Raw genomic sequence first — 17,303 nt, forward strand, 5'->3', positions numbered from 1 at the left:
GACAAAAGATCAGGGACGTTTTACTTATTTATACGTTTAAAATCTCTTCAGGTTTCAAATTCATTCTTTAGACATGCTCCGATTTACGGAAATTGGATTTTAAAAAGTTTTAGAAGTAGAATCTTCCGGCTATACCGATTACAATATGTAAAAAGCTTACGGCAACCAAGGAGGCTGGACAAGCAATGGAGAAAGATCCCAGTGACTATACAGTAACACAAGAATCAGTGTTAAAGCTGATTCATGAACAAAAAAGAATGAATCGTGAAATGATCGCCGAGCTTGAGCAGATTCACGGACCCTTCCCGATCTCTCACGATATCCAATATATAAAAGTGCTGCTCGACAGCAGCAACACGCATATTGTTCAAGATTTAATGAGTGTAAGTAAGCAGCTGTATAAGAAGACTTTGTAATTGCGGAAAACATATCATTCATTATAACTGAAACAAAGCTAAAGGTTAGATGACAATATCTTGCCTTTTTTGTTTTGAAAAAACAAGTGATTCCCTGGCTGTCACAAAATGATTGTAACAAAAAAAGCCTGCCGGCACATCCAGTTAATGGACTCTGTCGGCAAGCTGTAACTATCAGAAAGAGATAGCCGTTCAAAATTAACGTAACAATTGAAGCACGTTTTGCGGCTGTTGGTTTGCTTGAGCAAGCATCGCTTGAGAAGCTTGAGAAAGAATGTTGTTCTTTGTGAAATCGCTCATTTCTTTCGCCATGTCAACGTCACGGATACGAGACTCAGCAGCTGTCAAGTTTTCAGAAGAAGCACCAAGGTTGTTGATTGTGTGCTCTAGACGGTTTTGTACCGCACCAAGTTTAGCACGTTGGTTTGAGACATTGTTGATTGCAGTATCAATACTTTCAAGTTGAGTATCAAAAGGAGTATTAGCAAAATCTGTTACATTAAGTGCGTTTACTCCTAAAGCAGTTGATGACATGCTGTCAATGTTAACTGTAAGCTGCTGGCCAGCATTTGCTCCAATTTGGAAAGTGAAACCATCAGTTTCAGTACCATCTAATAACTTTTTGCCGTTGAATTCAGTACGATTTGAAATGCCATCAACTTCCTCAATAAGCGCATCCATTTCATCTTTAATTGCACCAAGATCTTCTGCTTGCTGTGTACCTGTGTTTCCTGCTTGAACAGTAAGTTCACTTCTAAACCTATTATGCCGTAAAGAAAAAGCTTGCCTGCTAAGCCCAAGGATGGACTTGCTGACAAGCTGTCCCCTCTTAACAGAGGGTTTTAAGATGTAGCTGTTTCTTTCGCTTTCAAGAGCGATTTCATGCGTGTTTTGTCACGTTCGATAACAGGCTTCAAATAACGGCCTGTATACGATTCTTCCACTTCAGTGATTTCCTCAGGCGTTCCAGACGCGACAATGGTTCCGCCTCCGGCCCCGCCTTCCGGGCCCAAATCCACAATGTAATCGGCCGTCTTAATGATATCAAGGTTGTGCTCAATAACCAGTACAGTGTCTCCGTTGTCTGCCAACCGTTGCAGCACGACAAGAAGCCTGGCGATATCGTCGACATGCAAACCTGTCGTTGGCTCATCTAAAATGTAGAGCGTGCGTCCGGTCGAGCGTTTGTGCAGCTCTGACGCGAGCTTCACGCGCTGCGCTTCTCCGCCTGACAAGGTCGTCGCCGGCTGGCCGATCGTAATATAACCTAAACCAACATCATAAAGGGTTTGGAGCTTGCGTTTGATTTTCGGGATATTTTCAAAGAAAGAAAGAGCATCTTCAACCGTCATATCAAGCACACCAGAGATGCTTTTTCCTTTGTACGTCACTTCAAGCGTTTCACGGTTATAGCGTTTGCCGTGACACACCTCGCATGGAACGTATACGTCAGGAAGGAAGTGCATTTCAATTTTAATAATCCCGTCTCCGCGGCAGGCTTCACATCGTCCGCCCTTCACGTTGAAGCTGAAACGGCCTTTTTTATAGCCGCGGACCTTCGCTTCATTTGTCTGCGCGAATACATCACGAATGTCATCAAATACACCGGTGTATGTCGCAGGGTTGGATCTCGGCGTTCTTCCAATTGGCGCCTGGTCAATGTCAATGACTTTGTCTAAATGATCCAAACCTTTAATCTCTTTATGGCTGCCGGGCTTCGCTTTCGCTTTATGAAGCTTTTGCGCCAGCGCCTTATGCAAAATTTCATTAACGAGTGTACTCTTTCCTGAACCGGAAACACCTGTAACTGCTGTAAACGTCCCAAGCGGGAACTTGGCATTCACTTTTTTCAGGTTGTTTTCTGAAGCACCTTTAATTTCAATGTAACGTCCGTCCGGCTTTCTTCTTTCAGGAGGCAATGGGATAAACTTTTTCCCTGATAAATAGCTGCCCGTTAATGAGTTTGGATCTTCCATCACTTCTTCCGGCGTACCCGCAGATATCACCTGTCCGCCGTGAATGCCGGCTCCCGGTCCAATATCTATTAAATAATCTGCTGCCATCATCGTGTCCTCATCATGTTCGACAACAATCAGCGTGTTCCCGAGGTCTCTCATATTTTTCAGAGCGCTGATCAAGCGGTCGTTATCACGCTGATGCAGACCGATAGACGGCTCATCTAAAATATAAAGCACACCGGATAAGCGCGAGCCAATTTGAGTCGCCAGCCTGATGCGCTGCGCCTCTCCTCCGGACAATGTACCCGCTGCCCTGCTCAATGTCAGGTAATCGAGGCCGACTTTGTCCAGAAAGCTTAAGCGCTCCACAATTTCGCGCAAAATCAAATTGGCGATCTGCATATCCTTCTCAGAAAGGGTAAGATCTTTAAAGAAGGCAAGTGCGTCGGCGACAGACAGCTCGGTAATTTTTCCAATGTGGCGGCCGTCAATCAGTACGGCAAGCGCCTCTTTCTTTAACCGATAGCCTTTGCACGTCGGACAAGACTTCTGAGACATATACTGCTCCATTTGCTCACGTATGAAATCGGAGCCTGTCTCCTTATAGCGTCTTTCAATGTTGCGCAATACGCCTTCAAATTGAATTTCACCTTCGCGGATTTGTCCAAAATCATTTTCATATCGGAAATAAATCAGGTCATCTCCGCTGCCGTACAGCACTTTATCCAGTTGATGCTTCGGCAAATCTTTGACCGGCACATCCATATCAATCCCATAGTGGGTACAGACTGCCTCAAGCAGCTGAGGATAATATTGTGAGCTGATCGGTGTCCAAGGGGCGACCGCATTCTCCTTCAATGACAAATCTTGATTGGGGATGACAAGATCGGCATCCACTTCAAGCTTCATTCCGAGACCGTCACACGTCGGACACGCCCCGAACGGACTGTTAAACGAAAACAGACGCGGCTCAAGTTCACCAATTGAAAATCCGCAGTGCGGACAGGCATGATGCTCGCTGAACATCAGCTCTTCCTCACCGATGACATCGATCATAACCCGTCCTTCACCTAAACGAAGCGCCGTTTCCAATGAATCTGACAGCCGGGCTGCCACGCCTTCTTTCACGACAATCCGGTCAATGACTACCTCAATGGAATGCTTCTTGTTCTTTTCTAATTCGATATCGTCGGAAAGCTCAGCCATCTCGCCGTCAATTCTGACTCTGACATAGCCTTGTTTCCTAATCTGTTCAAGCACTTTGACATGAGCGCCTTTTCGGCCCGAGACAATCGGCGCCAGCACCTGAAGCTTCGTCCGTTCCGGGTATTCCAGAATTCTGTCCACCATTTGCTCGATGGTCTGGGATGTAATCTCAATTCCGTGTTCCGGACAATGAGGCTTCCCTACTCTCGCATATAAAAGACGCAGATAATCATAAATCTCAGTTACCGTACCGACAGTAGACCTCGGATTGCGGCTCGTTGTTTTCTGATCAATGCTGATGGCGGGAGAGAGCCCCTCAATTGCATCCACATCCGGCTTATCCATTTGCCCTAAAAACTGGCGGGCATAGGCAGACAGCGACTCGACATACCGTCTCTGTCCTTCAGCATATATCGTGTCAAAGGCAAGGGAGGATTTACCTGATCCGGACAAACCCGTGACAACGACAAGCTGATCTCTCGGAATCGTTACATCTATATTTTTCAGGTTATGCGCCCTGGCTCCCTTCACCTCTATCCGATCCATAGCCATTTGTTCATCATCCTTCCGCTTTTAGCTCTAAAAGTAAATCGCGAAGCTCCGCGGCTCTCTCAAAGTCAAGCGCCTTGGCGGCTTCCTTCATTTCATGCTCCATCTGTTCAACGACTTTCTGGCGTTCTTTCTTCGTCATTTTCGACAGCTTCGGCGCGGCTTTTGTTTTGTATTCCGCTTTATCCTCAGCTGCTACTGTGGCACGAATGACATCGCGAATTTCTTTATTTATCGTTTTCGGCGTAATGCCGTGCTCTTCGTTAAACCGCTCCTGCTGCTCGCGGCGGCGTTTTGTTTCATTAATCGCAATTTCCATAGACTTCGTTATTTTATCGGCGTACATAATGACGCGGCCTTCCGCATTTCTCGCTGCCCGTCCGATGGTCTGGATCAGCGACCGCTCCGAACGAAGGAAACCTTCCTTATCCGCATCCAAAATCGCAACAAGGGATACTTCGGGAATGTCCAAACCTTCCCTCAGCAGGTTGATGCCGACAAGCACATCGTACTTGCCAAGGCGCAGGTCGCGGATAATTTCAATCCGTTCAAGCGTCTTGATCTCAGAATGCAGATAGTTTACTTTAATGCCGATTTCCTTTAAATAATCGGTCAGATCCTCTGACATCTTCTTCGTCAAAGTTGTCACAAGCACCCGTTCATTCCGCTCGATTCTTGCTTGAATTTCGCCGATCAAGTCGTCAATCTGACCTTCGATTGGACGGACGTCAATAAGCGGGTCAAGAAGCCCCGTCGGACGAATGATCTGTTCGACCATTTCATCTGTATGTTCAATCTCGTACGGCCCTGGTGTTGCTGATACATACACGATATTGTGCATATGCTTTTCAAATTCCTCAAAACGAAGCGGACGGTTATCAAGCGCTGATGGAAGCCGGAAGCCGTGATCCACGAGCACCTGTTTCCGCGCCTGGTCTCCGTTAAACATGCCGCGCACCTGAGGAATTGTCACATGCGACTCATCCACCACGATCATAAAATCGTCTGGGAAATAATCAAGAAGCGTATACGGCGTTGAACCTGGAGGCCGCAGAGTCAAATGTCTTGAATAGTTCTCGATGCCGGAGCAGAAACCCATTTCACGCATCATTTCAAGATCATATCTTGTCCGCTGCTCTAAACGCTGCGCTTCAAGGAGCTTTCCGTTTTCATGCATGACCTTCAGCTGCTCCTCAAGCTCCTTCTCGATATTTTGAATCGCCTTCTCCATTTTCTCGGCCCGCGTTACGAAGTGGGATGCCGGGAAAATCGCAACATGATCTCGGTCGCCGAGAATTTCTCCTGTCAGCGCATCTACTTCCCGAATCCGTTCGATTTCGTCACCGAAAAATTCAACTCTGACACAATGCTCATCACGGGATGCCGGAAAGATTTCCACTACATCCCCGCGCACACGAAATGTACCGCGCTGAAAGTCGATATCGTTGCGGGCATATTGGATGTCTACAAGTTTTCTGAGCAGCTCGTTGCGCTCAATTTCCATTTCACTCCGCAATGACACGACCATTTCCCGGTATTCCTCAGGCGAACCGAGGCCGTATATACAAGACACACTCGCAATAATAATGACATCTCTGCGCTCAAACAAAGCTGATGTGGCGGAGTGTCTCAGTTTATCAATTTCATCATTAATACTAGCGTCTTTCTCTATAAATGTATCCGTTTGAGGCACATACGCCTCCGGCTGATAATAATCATAGTAGCTGACAAAATACTCGACAGCATTGTTCGGAAAAAATTCCTTGAACTCACTGTAAAGCTGTCCAGCAAGGGTTTTGTTATGGGCAATCACGAGAGTCGGTTTATTGACTTCTTTAATCAAATTGGACACCGTAAATGTTTTCCCAGTTCCTGTTGCACCCAGCAGAGTCTGATGCTTCTTGCCCTCCTGAATTCCTTTCACAAGCTTTTCAATGGCTTTCGGCTGATCTCCCTGGGGCTGATATTTCGAGACTAACTCAAAGCGATCTTTCACAAAAATAAGCCTCCGTTTCTTTAACGAAATCTTCCTATAGATATAGTAACACAATGGAAAGCAAAATCACTAAAAATACGAACTAAAGTTCGGTGGTTTTTTATTTCCAGCTGTTTTTGTGTATAAAAAACCTGCTTTTAAAACGTAAAAGCAGGTATTCGGTCTTTATATTCATTATGTCCGATTTATTCTTCTTTTTTCTCTGCAGCTTTTTTGGCCATATACAGTCCGCCAGCCACAAGAGACACAACATCCAATCCTACTATAAAATACGTTTCTGTATAGCCTTTTAAATAAGAGGCAAACAGCAATGCAGCTGTTAAAGCGATCGCCACATAATGATTAAAGGTGACTCTAGTAAATAGAACAACAAGCATAAAAGGGAAAAACAATGCAAAAACGGCTTTTGTAATCAACAAAAACCCTCCTCAGGGATTCTTCATCTGATCTGATTATAGTAAAAAATGAAGAATCGGACAATCGTGCATTCGCTCCCTCTACTACACCATACCCCTTTTCAGCCAAAATCAATCACCATATTTGCATTTTGGTACCGGTCAAAACTTATTCCATGGTGCCGCTGTTCTAATCAGCGGCACTTTTTTTATTACATCATCAAGTCCGCCGCCAGATTCCGAGAATAAAAGAAAATAGGCATACAGTACCAGTACGGCCGCATTTTTCATGATAATCTAACTAACTTAACTATTCATTTTATTTAGGACTTTCTGCGTTTGACAGCATTTTCCTGAAAACCTACAATTGAATGATAGTGTTTACTATCATTCTTTTAAACACAGGCTCCGCAATAAAAAGACTAGAGAGAAAAACAAAATGAATGAAGAAAAGAGGGGTTTCAAATATGTATTCTGTTTTATTTCGCCAGGCAGAAGAGTCCAGCCAGCTGGCTGGAGCAAAAGGAATGAATTTGATTAAATTGACCAAACACGGTCTTCCTGTTCCGGACGGGTTTATTATTCAAACGAATGCGCTCGCACGTTTTATGGAGGACAACCAGCTTCAAGAGACTAGTGAAAACGTCGAAAGCGGGATCATTTCCGGAACATTTTCGGATGAGCTGAAAGATGAGCTGACTAGTTCCTTTTATAAGCTTAGAGAATCATATCGATCCGTAGCCGTGCGTTCTTCGTCTGCCTCGGAAGATTTAGAAGGCGCCTCATTCGCGGGTCAATATGAAACCTACTTAAATATCAAAACAGAGGAAGAGTTTCTGGCTAAAGTGAAAGAATGCTGGGCCTCATTTTTTTCTGGGAGGGTCAGCAGCTATAAGAAAAAAATGAACAATCAAATCGCAGAGCCGTTAATGGGAATAGTCGTTCAGGGGCTGATCGATTCAGAAATGTCAGGTGTTATCTTCAGCCGCAATCCTGTTACCCATGATGATAGAGAGCTTTTAATCAGCGCCAGCTACGGGCTGGGTGAAGCTGTTGTTTCAGGAAGTGTTACCCCAGACACGTTCATTGTTAATAAATCTTCGTTTGAGATTCAGAAAGAAATAGGTGCAAAGGAAATCTACATGGAGTCTGCGGCAGAAGGAATTGCTGAAAAAGAAACGAGTGAAGACATGCGCAGCCGTTTTTGCCTTACAGATGAACAAGTGATTGAATTGGCTGAAATCACAAAAAAAACCGAAGACCTGTACGGATATCCTGTCGATATAGAATTTGGAATTGCTGATCATCAAATATACCTTCTGCAAGCTCGTCCGATTACAACCATTGATCAGGACAAAAAGGCGGCAGAAGAAAAACGCAGCTTCATGATTACCGACACTGATATGAATGATTTCTGGCTTAACATGGAGTCTAATATTGAAGGTCCGGTGAGTCCGTTATTTTCATCCTTCATCGTGCCTGCGTTGGAATATGGCTTGAAGAAGAGCATGCAAAAGTTTCCGATTGGTGTAGTTGTTGATGAAGTAAAACTTTATCGCGGACATATTTATTCCAAAAACCAAGGCGGACAGCAGCCTCCTTCTGAAGACTGCGGCAAAGAGCTTTTCCCGATTTTATCGGAGCATATGTATGACATCATCAATCACACATACCTCCCTTTTTACCGAACACTGGACCAGCTCGCACAAACTGAGCATAACGCAGAAAGCGCACTGGATGCTTTTCAAAAACTAAAGGCCTTTTATCTCACGGCTTATGAAGAGCACTTCAATATCGTTTTCCCGCAAATCCTTTTAACAAACAAACTGCAAGCGATGTATCAGGACATTCAAGGAGAGTCCGAAAATGCCCATTTTTACGAGATGCTGACAGGAAAAATGAACAAATCACTGGAAACGGACCGTTGCTTATGGCTATTTTCTGTGGAAGTTCAGGAGAACCCGAACCTTCTGGCCATTTTTGAAAACAACAAGCCTGAACAGCTCCAGGAGAAATTGGAACAAACAGATGAGGGAAGACACTTCCTGAAGAACGTCCATGAATTCTTGCAAGAATACGGATGGAGATCTGTTAAAAGTCATGATCTAATTGAACAAATCTGGGTGGAAAATCCGTATTTCGCTCTGGCCAATATTCAAAATTATGTCCGTAATGGCTATCATTTTGACAATGAATTTCAGAAAACGAAAGAAAAACGAGAGAAATTATACAATGAATTCTTGGAAAGCATAGAAGATCCCGGTTTGCGCACCGAATTTGATCGCTATTATCAATGGACACTGAACTCTGCAAATATAAAAGATGATCACCACTTTTATATTGACGCCATGCTGGATGCCAAGGCGAGAATCTTTCTGCTGAAGATAGGTGAATTGCTTGCGGAAAACGGTGTCATTCAAGATCGGGAGGACCTTTGGTTCTTATATGATGACGAAGTGGAACAAGCGCTTCTTCACCCTGTATCCCTGCAAGAAAAGGCTGAAAAACGCAGACAGATTTTTCATGAGTATGAGCTGGCCCAAGCCCCGGCCTACCTCGGCACCCCGACAAAAGAACAGCTCAAAGCAGCTGAAGAAATTGTCGGCGCTGTGATAGAGGATGAAAAAAACACAGAGAATCATATTTTTGGCATTGCGGCATCAAGCGGCATTGCGACAGGTCCGGTGAAAATCATTCGGGACGCCAATGAATTTTCTCAATTCGCGCCTGGGGACGTACTCGTTTGCAAGATGACCACACCGCTATGGACCAGCCTGTTTCAAGACGCCAAAGCGATAATTACAGACACAGGCGGCATTTTGTCTCATGCTGCAATTATTGCCCGTGAATACGGCATTCCAGCCGTTCTCGGTACACGCACGGCAACCGAAAGACTGCGAGACGGTGACATCATCACTGTTGACGGAAGCAGCGGCAAAATCACAGTTGTCAGCCGGTCCTGATGCGTCCCCCTCTTTCTTATACAAGCGGGGCGGGTGTATACTTGTCCTGCCAGTATATTCGTGAGGTGAAACGTATTGAGACCGACAAACAAGAGAATCCTTGACGCTGCCATGCAGCTGCTCGTCAAAAAAGGATATCGCGCAACAACTACAAAAGAAATTGCAGAAAAAGCAAATGTAAGTGAAGCGACGATTTTCAGGAACTTTAAAAACAAACAAGGACTAGTTGAGGCTTTGCTTTCTCAGCATTCTTCAAACAGAGGCAGCATTTTGGAACAAACAGAAGGGGATTTGTACAAAGACCTGCTTCATATCGGAACCTGTCTCTTGGAGGAGCTCGAACATAGAAAAGATATCATTAAAATCAGCTTTCGTGAACCGGCCATGTTTCAGGATGTCATTAACCACGTCACTGAATATCCCCAATCTATGAAACAGCTATTGGTTGATTATCTCAAAACGATGGGTGAGAAAGGGGTTATTCAGACAGGAAATGAAGCGGAGAATTCCGACGTGTTCATGTCGATTATCTTCGGTTATTTCATTCACCGTCTCCACTTAGGAGACCGGGTCATATCAATGCCCCAGGAAAAAATGCTGGAGCACAGCACAGCTCTATTTGTCAAAGGAATTTCTGCTGATTAACTCCTTGGCATAATAAAAAGGAGGATCCCAATGAGCTCAAGAAAAGAATGGGCGCTGATCGTCTCGCTATTATTGGGGGCCATTCTGGTTCCCATTAACTCAACGATGATCGCGGTCGCGCTCTCATCTATTTCCCATACGTATAACGAGTCCATCGCAAGCATCACTTGGGTGGTTACCGTTTATTTAATCGTGATGGCAGTCACACAGCCGATTGCAGGAAAGCTCGGTGACATGTACGGCAATAAAACAATGTACTTATGGGGAGTCGGCCTTTTTCTAATCGCATCTCTAGGCTGCGCCCTTTCACCGAGTCTGCTCCTGTTAATTGTCTTTCGGGCATTGCAGGCTGTCGGCGGGGCATTGCTTACGCCAAACAGCATTGCCATTATCAGGCATGTTGTTTCTGAAAAACGCCTACCGAAAGTGTTTGGATTTTTCGGACTGGGCGCGGGACTTGGTGCAGCACTCGGGCCTTTTATCGGCTCTATACTGATTGACAGCTTCAGCTGGCATTCGATTTTTTGGGTCAACATCCCGTTCCTCGCCATTGCTTTATTTACGGCATTAACGATGTTTCCTCAATATAAAGAAAATAAATCTGACGCGCCGCTGGATATCATCGGCTCTCTCTTGCTTGCAGGCAGCATCGTTTCAATTATCCTGCTGACGAAAAATGAGGCTCCGTGGGGATATGCGGTATACAGTGTATTGATACTTCTTTTTGTTCCGCTTTTTTTCAGAAGAGAAAAACGTACCCAGCACCCCATCATTGACTTTGCACTGTTTAAAAGCTCAACCTTTACAAATGCGAATCTATCAGTCTTGTTAAGCAATTTGATGATGTATGCCGTCTTATTGATTATGCCGTTATTTATGACGAACCAATTTGGGCTTAATACATCTAACAGCGGGATGGCGCTTTCTGTATTTTCGATCTTCATGTCAGCCAGCAACTGGGTGGGAGCGCAGCTCCATCACAAATGGGGAGCCAAAAAAATCATTTTTCTTTCATTTGCCATGATGGCTGGTGCGAATCTATTATTTTTGCTGTTAAGCAGCTCGCATTCTGTCTTGTTCCTCATGCTCTCTCTTATCCTTGGCGGGCTCGCTTCCGGAGTCGGTCTGACCAGCATGCAGGTTTCATCCCTTGCCACAGTAGACCCCGGTATGTCAGGAGTGGCATCTGGGATTTTCTCGACCTTCCGTTATTTCGGAAGCATCATTTCATCAGCCTTAATTGGCCTGATTTCGGGATATCACATCCTATTTATGATTCTCTTTGCTGTATCCATCATCGGCGTTTTTGTTTCATTGGGCATCAAATCTGATGAAACGGCACGGATAGAAAAAAACTCAGCGTAACACAAAACAGCCCGGCATCGCATCTTCCTGCGGTGCCGGGCTGCCTTTTATGATCCAGAAGCGGCTGCTTCGTCTTCACGGTCATCCTTTACGAAGAGGATGCCCAATTCATGATGTTCTCCTTCATAAGAAGCTCGCTGGTCAAAACGAATTTCTCCATTCAAACCGATAATTTCAAGCTTTACATATGCACGGTTATGCTGAAGCGCTTCATAGAAATCAGAAACGTTCTTAACCGGTATGCCATTGACTTTCGTTATGATTTCCCCAATTTTCAATTCCAGATCCTCAGCCGGCGTATTGGGGATAATCCCAAGCACCATTAAGCCCTGATCCCTTTTCGAGAAATAAAACGGAGCCGCGTTATCATTCACTCTTTGCTTTATGGACAGAAAAATACGCCCTAACAAAGCAGTACAGACCGCTGCACCCGCAAGCGGCGTCCACAGTAAGCTCGCTGCCCCGAGAACTGCGACGGCAAGACCGAGAATACAAACGCGTTTCGCTGTGATCCTTATACTCGTTTCAGGCAGCGATCCCTGTACCCTTTGTCCAAATCCGACAAAGTAAGGAATCCATAGAAAATGGAATGAGCCGCCGGGAACAGTAAACACGGGCCACCAGCTAAGGTGCGATTCTAAACCATTACCGGGCACGAGAAGGAACAGCGGCAAAAGCCAAACCCGGTTTGCCAGCTGCTGTCCGATCGGCAAACCACGGCTGCTTACGACAAGTGCCGGTGATGTTCTCACATGCGCAGAACGATAAGCAACCGCTCCTTCAGTGATAATCAGCAAACCTAGAAACACAGCCACAGCCGGCCAAACAACTGCAAATCCTTGCGGAAATCTCTCCAGAAAGGGCTCTGCCTGATATATTTGCAGTCCAAAACCTATCAGCATACTCACACTGACGATATATGCAGCAGACATCCAGTTTGCGCGAAGAGTGAACGCTGCCGCTGCAGTGATAACGGCAATAATCGCAAGTAAACCGAGAGGAATCGATATTCCGAGTCCACCTAAAATAACTGACAAAAGAAGACCTGGAATCAGTCCCTTTGTATATGTAAATTTCAGATCATCATAAATATCTGCTATTCTTGTATGAAAGGTTTTTCGTTCCCGTTTGATTCTTACATAGCCGAAAGCCAGGGTTATGATGATAAAAAACCAGAAAAGCGGGTGTAAGAAGAACAAGCCCGCGCTTTTTAACAGTTCAATTCCCCATTGAACAGACACTATCTCTCACCGCCTCAAGCCAAACATGTTACTCATATTCTATCAAATATTAAATGGCTTGGATATCCTCAGGAGAGTTTATCTCTCTTGCGTCATCCACAGCGTGACATTCGATAGTGAAAAATCCTTTAAATAGTGGTTTACATCCACATCCAATAACCCGCTGATTAGATGCATCGACCTTTTTATATCTGTCAGATTAATTCCTAATCGCTTATGGTTTTTCATTAAGTAGTTAAAATAATGTTTGGCGCATTCCTCATTAATGTCATTTACTGATTCGACATTGGTGTAATTGACCAAATATCTGCTGAACAGCATAAGAAGACTTAGTGCTTTTGTAGCTGAAAATGTTACGTCTTGTGTTCTGTCTTTTAATTGTTCCACTAATTCATAATATTTTTTTTCACGCACAATACTTGCCCTCTTCAATTGTGAACCCCCATTTTCTTTATACAGATAAGCACGGGCCAGTATAAGCAGCAGTACTGGAGTGCTAACAAGCATTCTCGCTAACGTTACTCTTTAAATACCTGTCGTTCAGCTGCCATTAACCTGATTACTGTTCTTTTTAGAACCTTCTTATATTGTATGAAGTAAACAAAGACTAGGCAACTTGCAAAAGTTTCATTTTAAATGCATATTAACTCGTTAGAAAGTCTCTCTCATATATTGATATCGGGTAATAACAGTCCTTTATAAATGTTTATTTGTGAAAATTTTTTTAATTTCTTGTCAAAAACTCATTTTTTATGTGACTAATGATCCATAATCTCTTTAAGCACAAAGAAACAGGAGATGGAATACCATCTCCTTTAATTGACAAATAATGATTTCAATGCTGTTTGAAGCTGCAAATCATTTTTTTCATCTGATTTTTTCTTTTCTATCTGCTGATTTAATGTCTCTGCAGTGCGAGTGTCGATCACACCGGTTTTATTCAGCTTGTTTTGATCCTGAAAAGCCATAACCGCTTTTTTCATGTCTTTGCTGAAATAGCCATCCTCACGTCCCGGATCAAAGCTGAGACCTTTTAACAATACCTGCGCATGCTTGACGTCTTCATTGTTCATGTCCACTTTAAGCGGCTCTTTCAGCTGTAAGGGCCCGGCGGAAAAATAATCGGGCTGCTTAATCGCAATGGTCGGTTCAATTCCTTTCTTATGAATCCAGTTTCCATTTGGCGTCAGCCACTTGTAAAGTGTTAATTTGATGTTGCTGCCGTCCCCCATTGGCACAGCCTGTTGAACCGTTCCCTTTCCAAAAGACGTATCGCCTACAACATCATAATGGCCAGCTTCCTTTAATGCGCCGGCAAGAATTTCTGATGCAGAGGCACTGCCTTTATCCGTAATCACATTGACAGGGTACGCTTTTTTATGGGTCAATGTTGAAAAATAACGTTTTTTATCTCCATTGCGTTCAGCAATCTGAATATACGGCTGGTCCTTTGTAACGAAATGCTTAAGAATTTCTTCCACACTTTGAAGATATCCGCCCGGGTTGCCGCGTACATCAATGACAAGTCCTTCTATTTCTTTTTTCTCAAGCTCCCTCAGCGCTTTTGCAAAATCCTCTGCGGTGTGCTCAGAAAAAGTAGAGATGGCGATATATCCGACAGAATGCCCCTGTACTTTTTTCTCTGATGCAAAAACCGTTTCGAGCGGAATCTCAGCTCTCTTGATCCGGAATGACAGCTGCTTCTTCGTTCCAGGCCGCTGAATCTTCATTGAAACGCTGGACCCTTTTTTTCCTCTTATTTTTAACACAGCGTGGTTTAAATCCTTGCCGGCCATCGATTCTCCATTGATGCTGATAATTTCATCATTAGGCTTCAACCCGGCTTTTTCCGCTGGCGATTTCTTGAATGGGGAAACAATAATAATTTTGCCGTTTTCCATGCCAACCTCAGCCCCGATGCCTTCAAATGAGGAATCAAGAGAATCAGAAAATTGCTTAGCTGTCTGCTTGTCCATGTAAACAGAATAAGGATCATTTAGCGTAGACAGCATTCCCTGGATGGCTCCCTCGAGCAGCTTTTCTCTATCTACTTTTTCTACGTACTCATTCGAAATTAACTCATACGCTTTTTCGATTTTGTCCATAGCTTTATCCCGTTCAGAGTCAGCTTGTGCCGTCGCGGGAACTGCTGCAGTCTGGGGCTTATCCATCTCAAGCAGGTTGATTCCCGCATATACACCGGCGCCTCCGAACAGCATGCTCCCTGCTGCTATCACAGCCATTATTTTTTGATTCATCCTTTACTCCTCCTGTATGCCAGACTGTCTTTACCAAAACCTAGAGATAGTATATGTAAAGGATGGAGATTTCATGTAATCATAGAAGAAAAAGAAGGCAAATGAAAAGCCGTCCCGAAAGCGGGACGGCTTTTTCACTTTATACTCGCAGGAACTTGCGGATGGAAGTCAGACTTCCCCATACTCCAATTACTGCGCCGATTGCCACCAGCACTAGCGAAACTTGGAATACAAATGGATTATAAGGAAGAAGAGAGACAAATGATCCTTGAACCTTTGGAACGACCCATCCGATGACGTATTGGTAAGTGCTCAGCACCAGTGCAATCGGAATCACAGAACCGAATACGCCTAGCAGCAATCCTTCAAGGAAAAACGGCCAGCGGATAAACCAGTTTGTCGCACCGACAAGCTTCATGATTTCAATTTCTTTTCTTCTTGCGAAAATTGTAATTTTAATGGTGTTGGAAATTAAGAACATCGCCGTAAATACCAGACCGATAATTAACGCGATTCCAATGTTGCGGGAAACGCCGACCACTTTAAACAAACGGCTGACCTCTTCTTTTCCATAAGTGACTTTATAAACATGATCCATTTTTTCGATCTTTTTCGCCACGTTCGGCGTATCATGCGGATCTGTCGTTTTGACGACAAACGCATCATTAAGCGGGTTTTCCTGATCCTTCATTGTCAGGGATTTTCCGCTGTCACCAAAACTGTCAACCAGCTGGTCAAGCTCTTTTTCTTTAGATGAAAAAGTGACACTCTGAATGCCCTTCAGTTCCTTAATATCGTTCTGAAGCTTGTCCTGTGCCTTCTGATCTGCAGTCAGATCAATCAACACTTTGATTTCAACTTGTTTTTCAGCATTCGTGGCCATGTTATTCAAATTCAGCATAATCACTAAAAACACGCCAACTAAAATCAGCGTAACGGTTACAGCACTAATGGATGCAAATGTCATCCATGTGTTTCTCCCGAGAGATTTAAAACTCTCACGCAAGTGGCGCCCGAGAATTTTAATCATATGAACCATACTCCCCTCTTGACTCATCACGCACAATGATACCATCTTCGATTGCAATGACACGTTTCTTCATGGTGTTTACGATTTCTTTATTATGTGTCGCCATCACGACTGTTGTCCCGCGGTTATTAACTTCCTCCAGCGTCTTCATGACTTCCCAGGACGTATCCGGATCAAGGTTTCCTGTCGGTTCATCAGCAATGACAACATCAGGGTTGTTCACAATTGATCTGGCAATAGATACACGCTGCTGCTCCCCGCCTGAAAGCTGGTCAGGAAATTGTCGTGCTTTATGCTTCAGCTGCACGAGATCAAGCACTTCAAGCACCCGTTTCTTAATGACAGAAGGCTGTTCTCCAATCACTTCAAGGGCAAATGCTACATTTTCAAAAACAGTAAGTTTCGGAAGAAGCTTGAAATCCTGAAAGACAACGCCTATTTTTCGGCGCACGAAAGGTATCTCTTTTTCTTTAATTGTCGCGAGATCTTTATGATTGATTAAAATTTGTCCTTTTGTCGGTTTTTCTTCTCTGTAAATCATTTTAATAAAAGTAGATTTACCTGCTCCGCTCGGACCAACAACATACACAAACTCGCCGGGATGAATGGTAACAGAAATCCCATTGAGCGCTTTTACGCCGTTCGGATAGGCTTTATATACTTCCTTCATCTCTATCATGAAATCACCTAATCTTTTATATCATTTTATCTATCACACGGTCATACTCTTCGAATGCATTCGACAATTTATGACCCATTCATTTGTAAAAAGATGAAAAATCTGAAAGTTCCCTTTTTCAATACACTTCATTATACGTCAAATTTAGACATAATACTATTACAGTTTCTTTTCATTCATATTGTCAAGGCATAAAAACATCCTTGCCGGCACTCGGCAAGGATGTTTTTATCTTACTTTTTTTCTGACAGCCATTTGGCAATAACAGCGGCTTCGTTATCATCTACAAGCCCCTTTGGCATATTGCCGCGGCCGTTTTTAATAATGCTTTCAATTTTGTGTTCATCGTATTTGCCTCCGACCTCTTGGAGATTAGGCCCTGACACACCTTCTAAATCCTTGCCGTGGCAGCCTACGCAGCTTTGCTGATATAATTCTTCCCCTTCAGATGCAGTGGCTTCCGTCTTGCTGCCAGTGTCTGTCTTCTCTTCTTTTGCATCGTTTGATCCGCAGGCAGCCAACAGAACAGAAAGCGCAAATCCAATCATTAGTATCGATAACTTTGATTTCATGTTGAGAAGCACAACTCCTTTACGATCTCT

13 protein-coding genes and 1 pseudogene are annotated in these 17,303 nt (G+C 44.0%); 4 read left to right on the top strand and 10 right to left on the bottom strand.

What is annotated here, in order from left to right; all coding sequences use genetic code 11:
- The first annotated feature begins 185 nt into the window (after window positions 1-185).
- Window positions 186-416 (top strand): hypothetical protein, encoded by a 231-nt coding sequence (locus tag NX903_RS17120; protein ID WP_003235419.1) that lies wholly within the window; start codon window positions 186-188, stop codon window positions 414-416.
- Window positions 417-614: 198 nt separating this feature from the next.
- Here NX903_RS17120 and NX903_RS17125 read toward each other — a convergent pair.
- The 4 genes and pseudogenes from NX903_RS17125 to NX903_RS17140 form a co-directional block, all read right to left on the bottom strand.
- Window positions 615-1,166, bottom strand: a pseudogene (locus tag NX903_RS17125) (flagellin); the annotation flags it as partial.
- 92 nt (window positions 1,167-1,258) lie between these two features.
- Complete coding sequence (gene uvrA, locus NX903_RS17130) at window positions 1,259-4,132, bottom strand: excinuclease ABC subunit UvrA (RefSeq protein WP_086344375.1); 2,874 nt, start codon at window positions 4,130-4,132, stop codon at window positions 1,259-1,261.
- A 7-nt stretch (window positions 4,133-4,139) separates the two neighbouring features.
- Complete coding sequence (gene uvrB / locus NX903_RS17135; protein ID WP_024573253.1) at window positions 4,140-6,125, bottom strand: excinuclease ABC subunit UvrB; 1,986 nt, start codon at window positions 6,123-6,125, stop codon at window positions 4,140-4,142.
- A gap of 185 nt (window positions 6,126-6,310) precedes the next feature.
- Window positions 6,311-6,541, bottom strand: a complete 231-nt coding sequence (locus NX903_RS17140; protein ID WP_003228053.1) for a CsbA family protein — start codon at window positions 6,539-6,541, stop codon at window positions 6,311-6,313.
- Between the two features lie 446 nt (window positions 6,542-6,987).
- Between NX903_RS17140 and NX903_RS17145 the strand changes: the two genes are divergently transcribed.
- The 3 genes from NX903_RS17145 to NX903_RS17155 all read left to right on the top strand — a co-directional run bounded on the left by NX903_RS17145 (window position 6,988) and on the right by NX903_RS17155 (window position 11,493).
- The gene (locus NX903_RS17145) at window positions 6,988-9,483 is read left to right on the top strand and encodes a PEP/pyruvate-binding domain-containing protein (protein WP_086344376.1); all 2,496 of its coding nucleotides are present in this window, start codon (window positions 6,988-6,990) and stop codon (window positions 9,481-9,483) included.
- Between the two features lie 75 nt (window positions 9,484-9,558).
- Window positions 9,559-10,128 carry a TetR/AcrR family transcriptional regulator gene (locus tag NX903_RS17150; protein ID WP_017695297.1) on the top strand — a complete coding sequence of 190 codons (570 nt, stop codon included), beginning with the start codon at window positions 9,559-9,561 and terminating at the stop codon, window positions 10,126-10,128.
- Window positions 10,129-10,158: 30 nt separating this feature from the next.
- Window positions 10,159-11,493 carry an MFS transporter gene (locus NX903_RS17155; protein ID WP_029725985.1) on the top strand — a complete coding sequence of 445 codons (1,335 nt, stop codon included), beginning with the start codon at window positions 10,159-10,161 and terminating at the stop codon, window positions 11,491-11,493.
- A gap of 47 nt (window positions 11,494-11,540) precedes the next feature.
- Here the strand turns inward: NX903_RS17155 and minJ are convergent, their stop codons facing one another.
- The 6 genes from minJ to cccB all read right to left on the bottom strand — a co-directional run bounded on the left by minJ (window position 11,541) and on the right by cccB (window position 17,273).
- Window positions 11,541-12,734: a cell division topological determinant MinJ gene (gene minJ / locus NX903_RS17160; RefSeq protein WP_003228042.1), complete on the bottom strand. Its 1,194-nt coding sequence runs from the start codon at window positions 12,732-12,734 to the stop codon at window positions 11,541-11,543.
- Window positions 12,735-12,812: 78 nt separating this feature from the next.
- Window positions 12,813-13,166, bottom strand: coding sequence for a swarming motility protein SwrAA (swrA, locus tag NX903_RS17165; RefSeq protein ID WP_015251121.1), 354 nt, complete (start codon window positions 13,164-13,166; stop codon window positions 12,813-12,815).
- Window positions 13,167-13,549: 383 nt separating this feature from the next.
- The gene (ctpB, locus tag NX903_RS17170; RefSeq protein WP_086344377.1) at window positions 13,550-14,992 is read right to left on the bottom strand and encodes a carboxy-terminal processing protease CtpB; all 1,443 of its coding nucleotides are present in this window, start codon (window positions 14,990-14,992) and stop codon (window positions 13,550-13,552) included.
- Between the two features lie 139 nt (window positions 14,993-15,131).
- Window positions 15,132-16,022, bottom strand: a complete 891-nt coding sequence (ftsX, locus tag NX903_RS17175) for a permease-like cell division protein FtsX (protein WP_077671158.1) — start codon at window positions 16,020-16,022, stop codon at window positions 15,132-15,134.
- Window positions 16,015-16,701 (bottom strand): cell division ATP-binding protein FtsE, encoded by a 687-nt coding sequence (gene ftsE / locus NX903_RS17180; RefSeq protein ID WP_014481035.1) that lies wholly within the window; start codon window positions 16,699-16,701, stop codon window positions 16,015-16,017. The genes ftsX and ftsE overlap by 8 nt, the downstream gene beginning before the upstream one ends.
- A gap of 233 nt (window positions 16,702-16,934) precedes the next feature.
- The gene (cccB, locus tag NX903_RS17185) at window positions 16,935-17,273 is read right to left on the bottom strand and encodes a cytochrome c551 (protein WP_003242725.1); all 339 of its coding nucleotides are present in this window, start codon (window positions 17,271-17,273) and stop codon (window positions 16,935-16,937) included.
- Window positions 17,274-17,303: the final 30 nt, after the last annotated feature.

The sequence above is a fragment of the Bacillus sp. FSL R5-0576 genome (assembly GCF_038004765.1).
In the GTDB taxonomy this organism is placed as follows: domain Bacteria; phylum Bacillota; class Bacilli; order Bacillales; family Bacillaceae; genus Bacillus; species Bacillus subtilis.

Coding starts and splice junctions, on each gene's coding strand:
- NX903_RS17120 (WP_003235419.1), top strand. CDS start 186: ATGGAGAAAGATCCCAGTGACTATACAGTAACACAAGAATCAGTGTTA.
- uvrA (WP_086344375.1), bottom strand. CDS start 4,132: ATGGCTATGGATCGGATAGAGGTGAAGGGAGCCAGGGCGCATAACCTG.
- NX903_RS17145 (WP_086344376.1), top strand. CDS start 6,988: ATGTATTCTGTTTTATTTCGCCAGGCAGAAGAGTCCAGCCAGCTGGCT.
- NX903_RS17155 (WP_029725985.1), top strand. CDS start 10,159: ATGAGCTCAAGAAAAGAATGGGCGCTGATCGTCTCGCTATTATTGGGG.
- ctpB (WP_086344377.1), bottom strand. CDS start 14,992: ATGAATCAAAAAATAATGGCTGTGATAGCAGCAGGGAGCATGCTGTTC.
- ftsX (WP_077671158.1), bottom strand. CDS start 16,022: ATGATTAAAATTCTCGGGCGCCACTTGCGTGAGAGTTTTAAATCTCTC.
- ftsE (WP_014481035.1), bottom strand. CDS start 16,701: ATGATAGAGATGAAGGAAGTATATAAAGCCTATCCGAACGGCGTAAAA.
- cccB (WP_003242725.1), bottom strand. CDS start 17,273: ATGAAATCAAAGTTATCGATACTAATGATTGGATTTGCGCTTTCTGTT.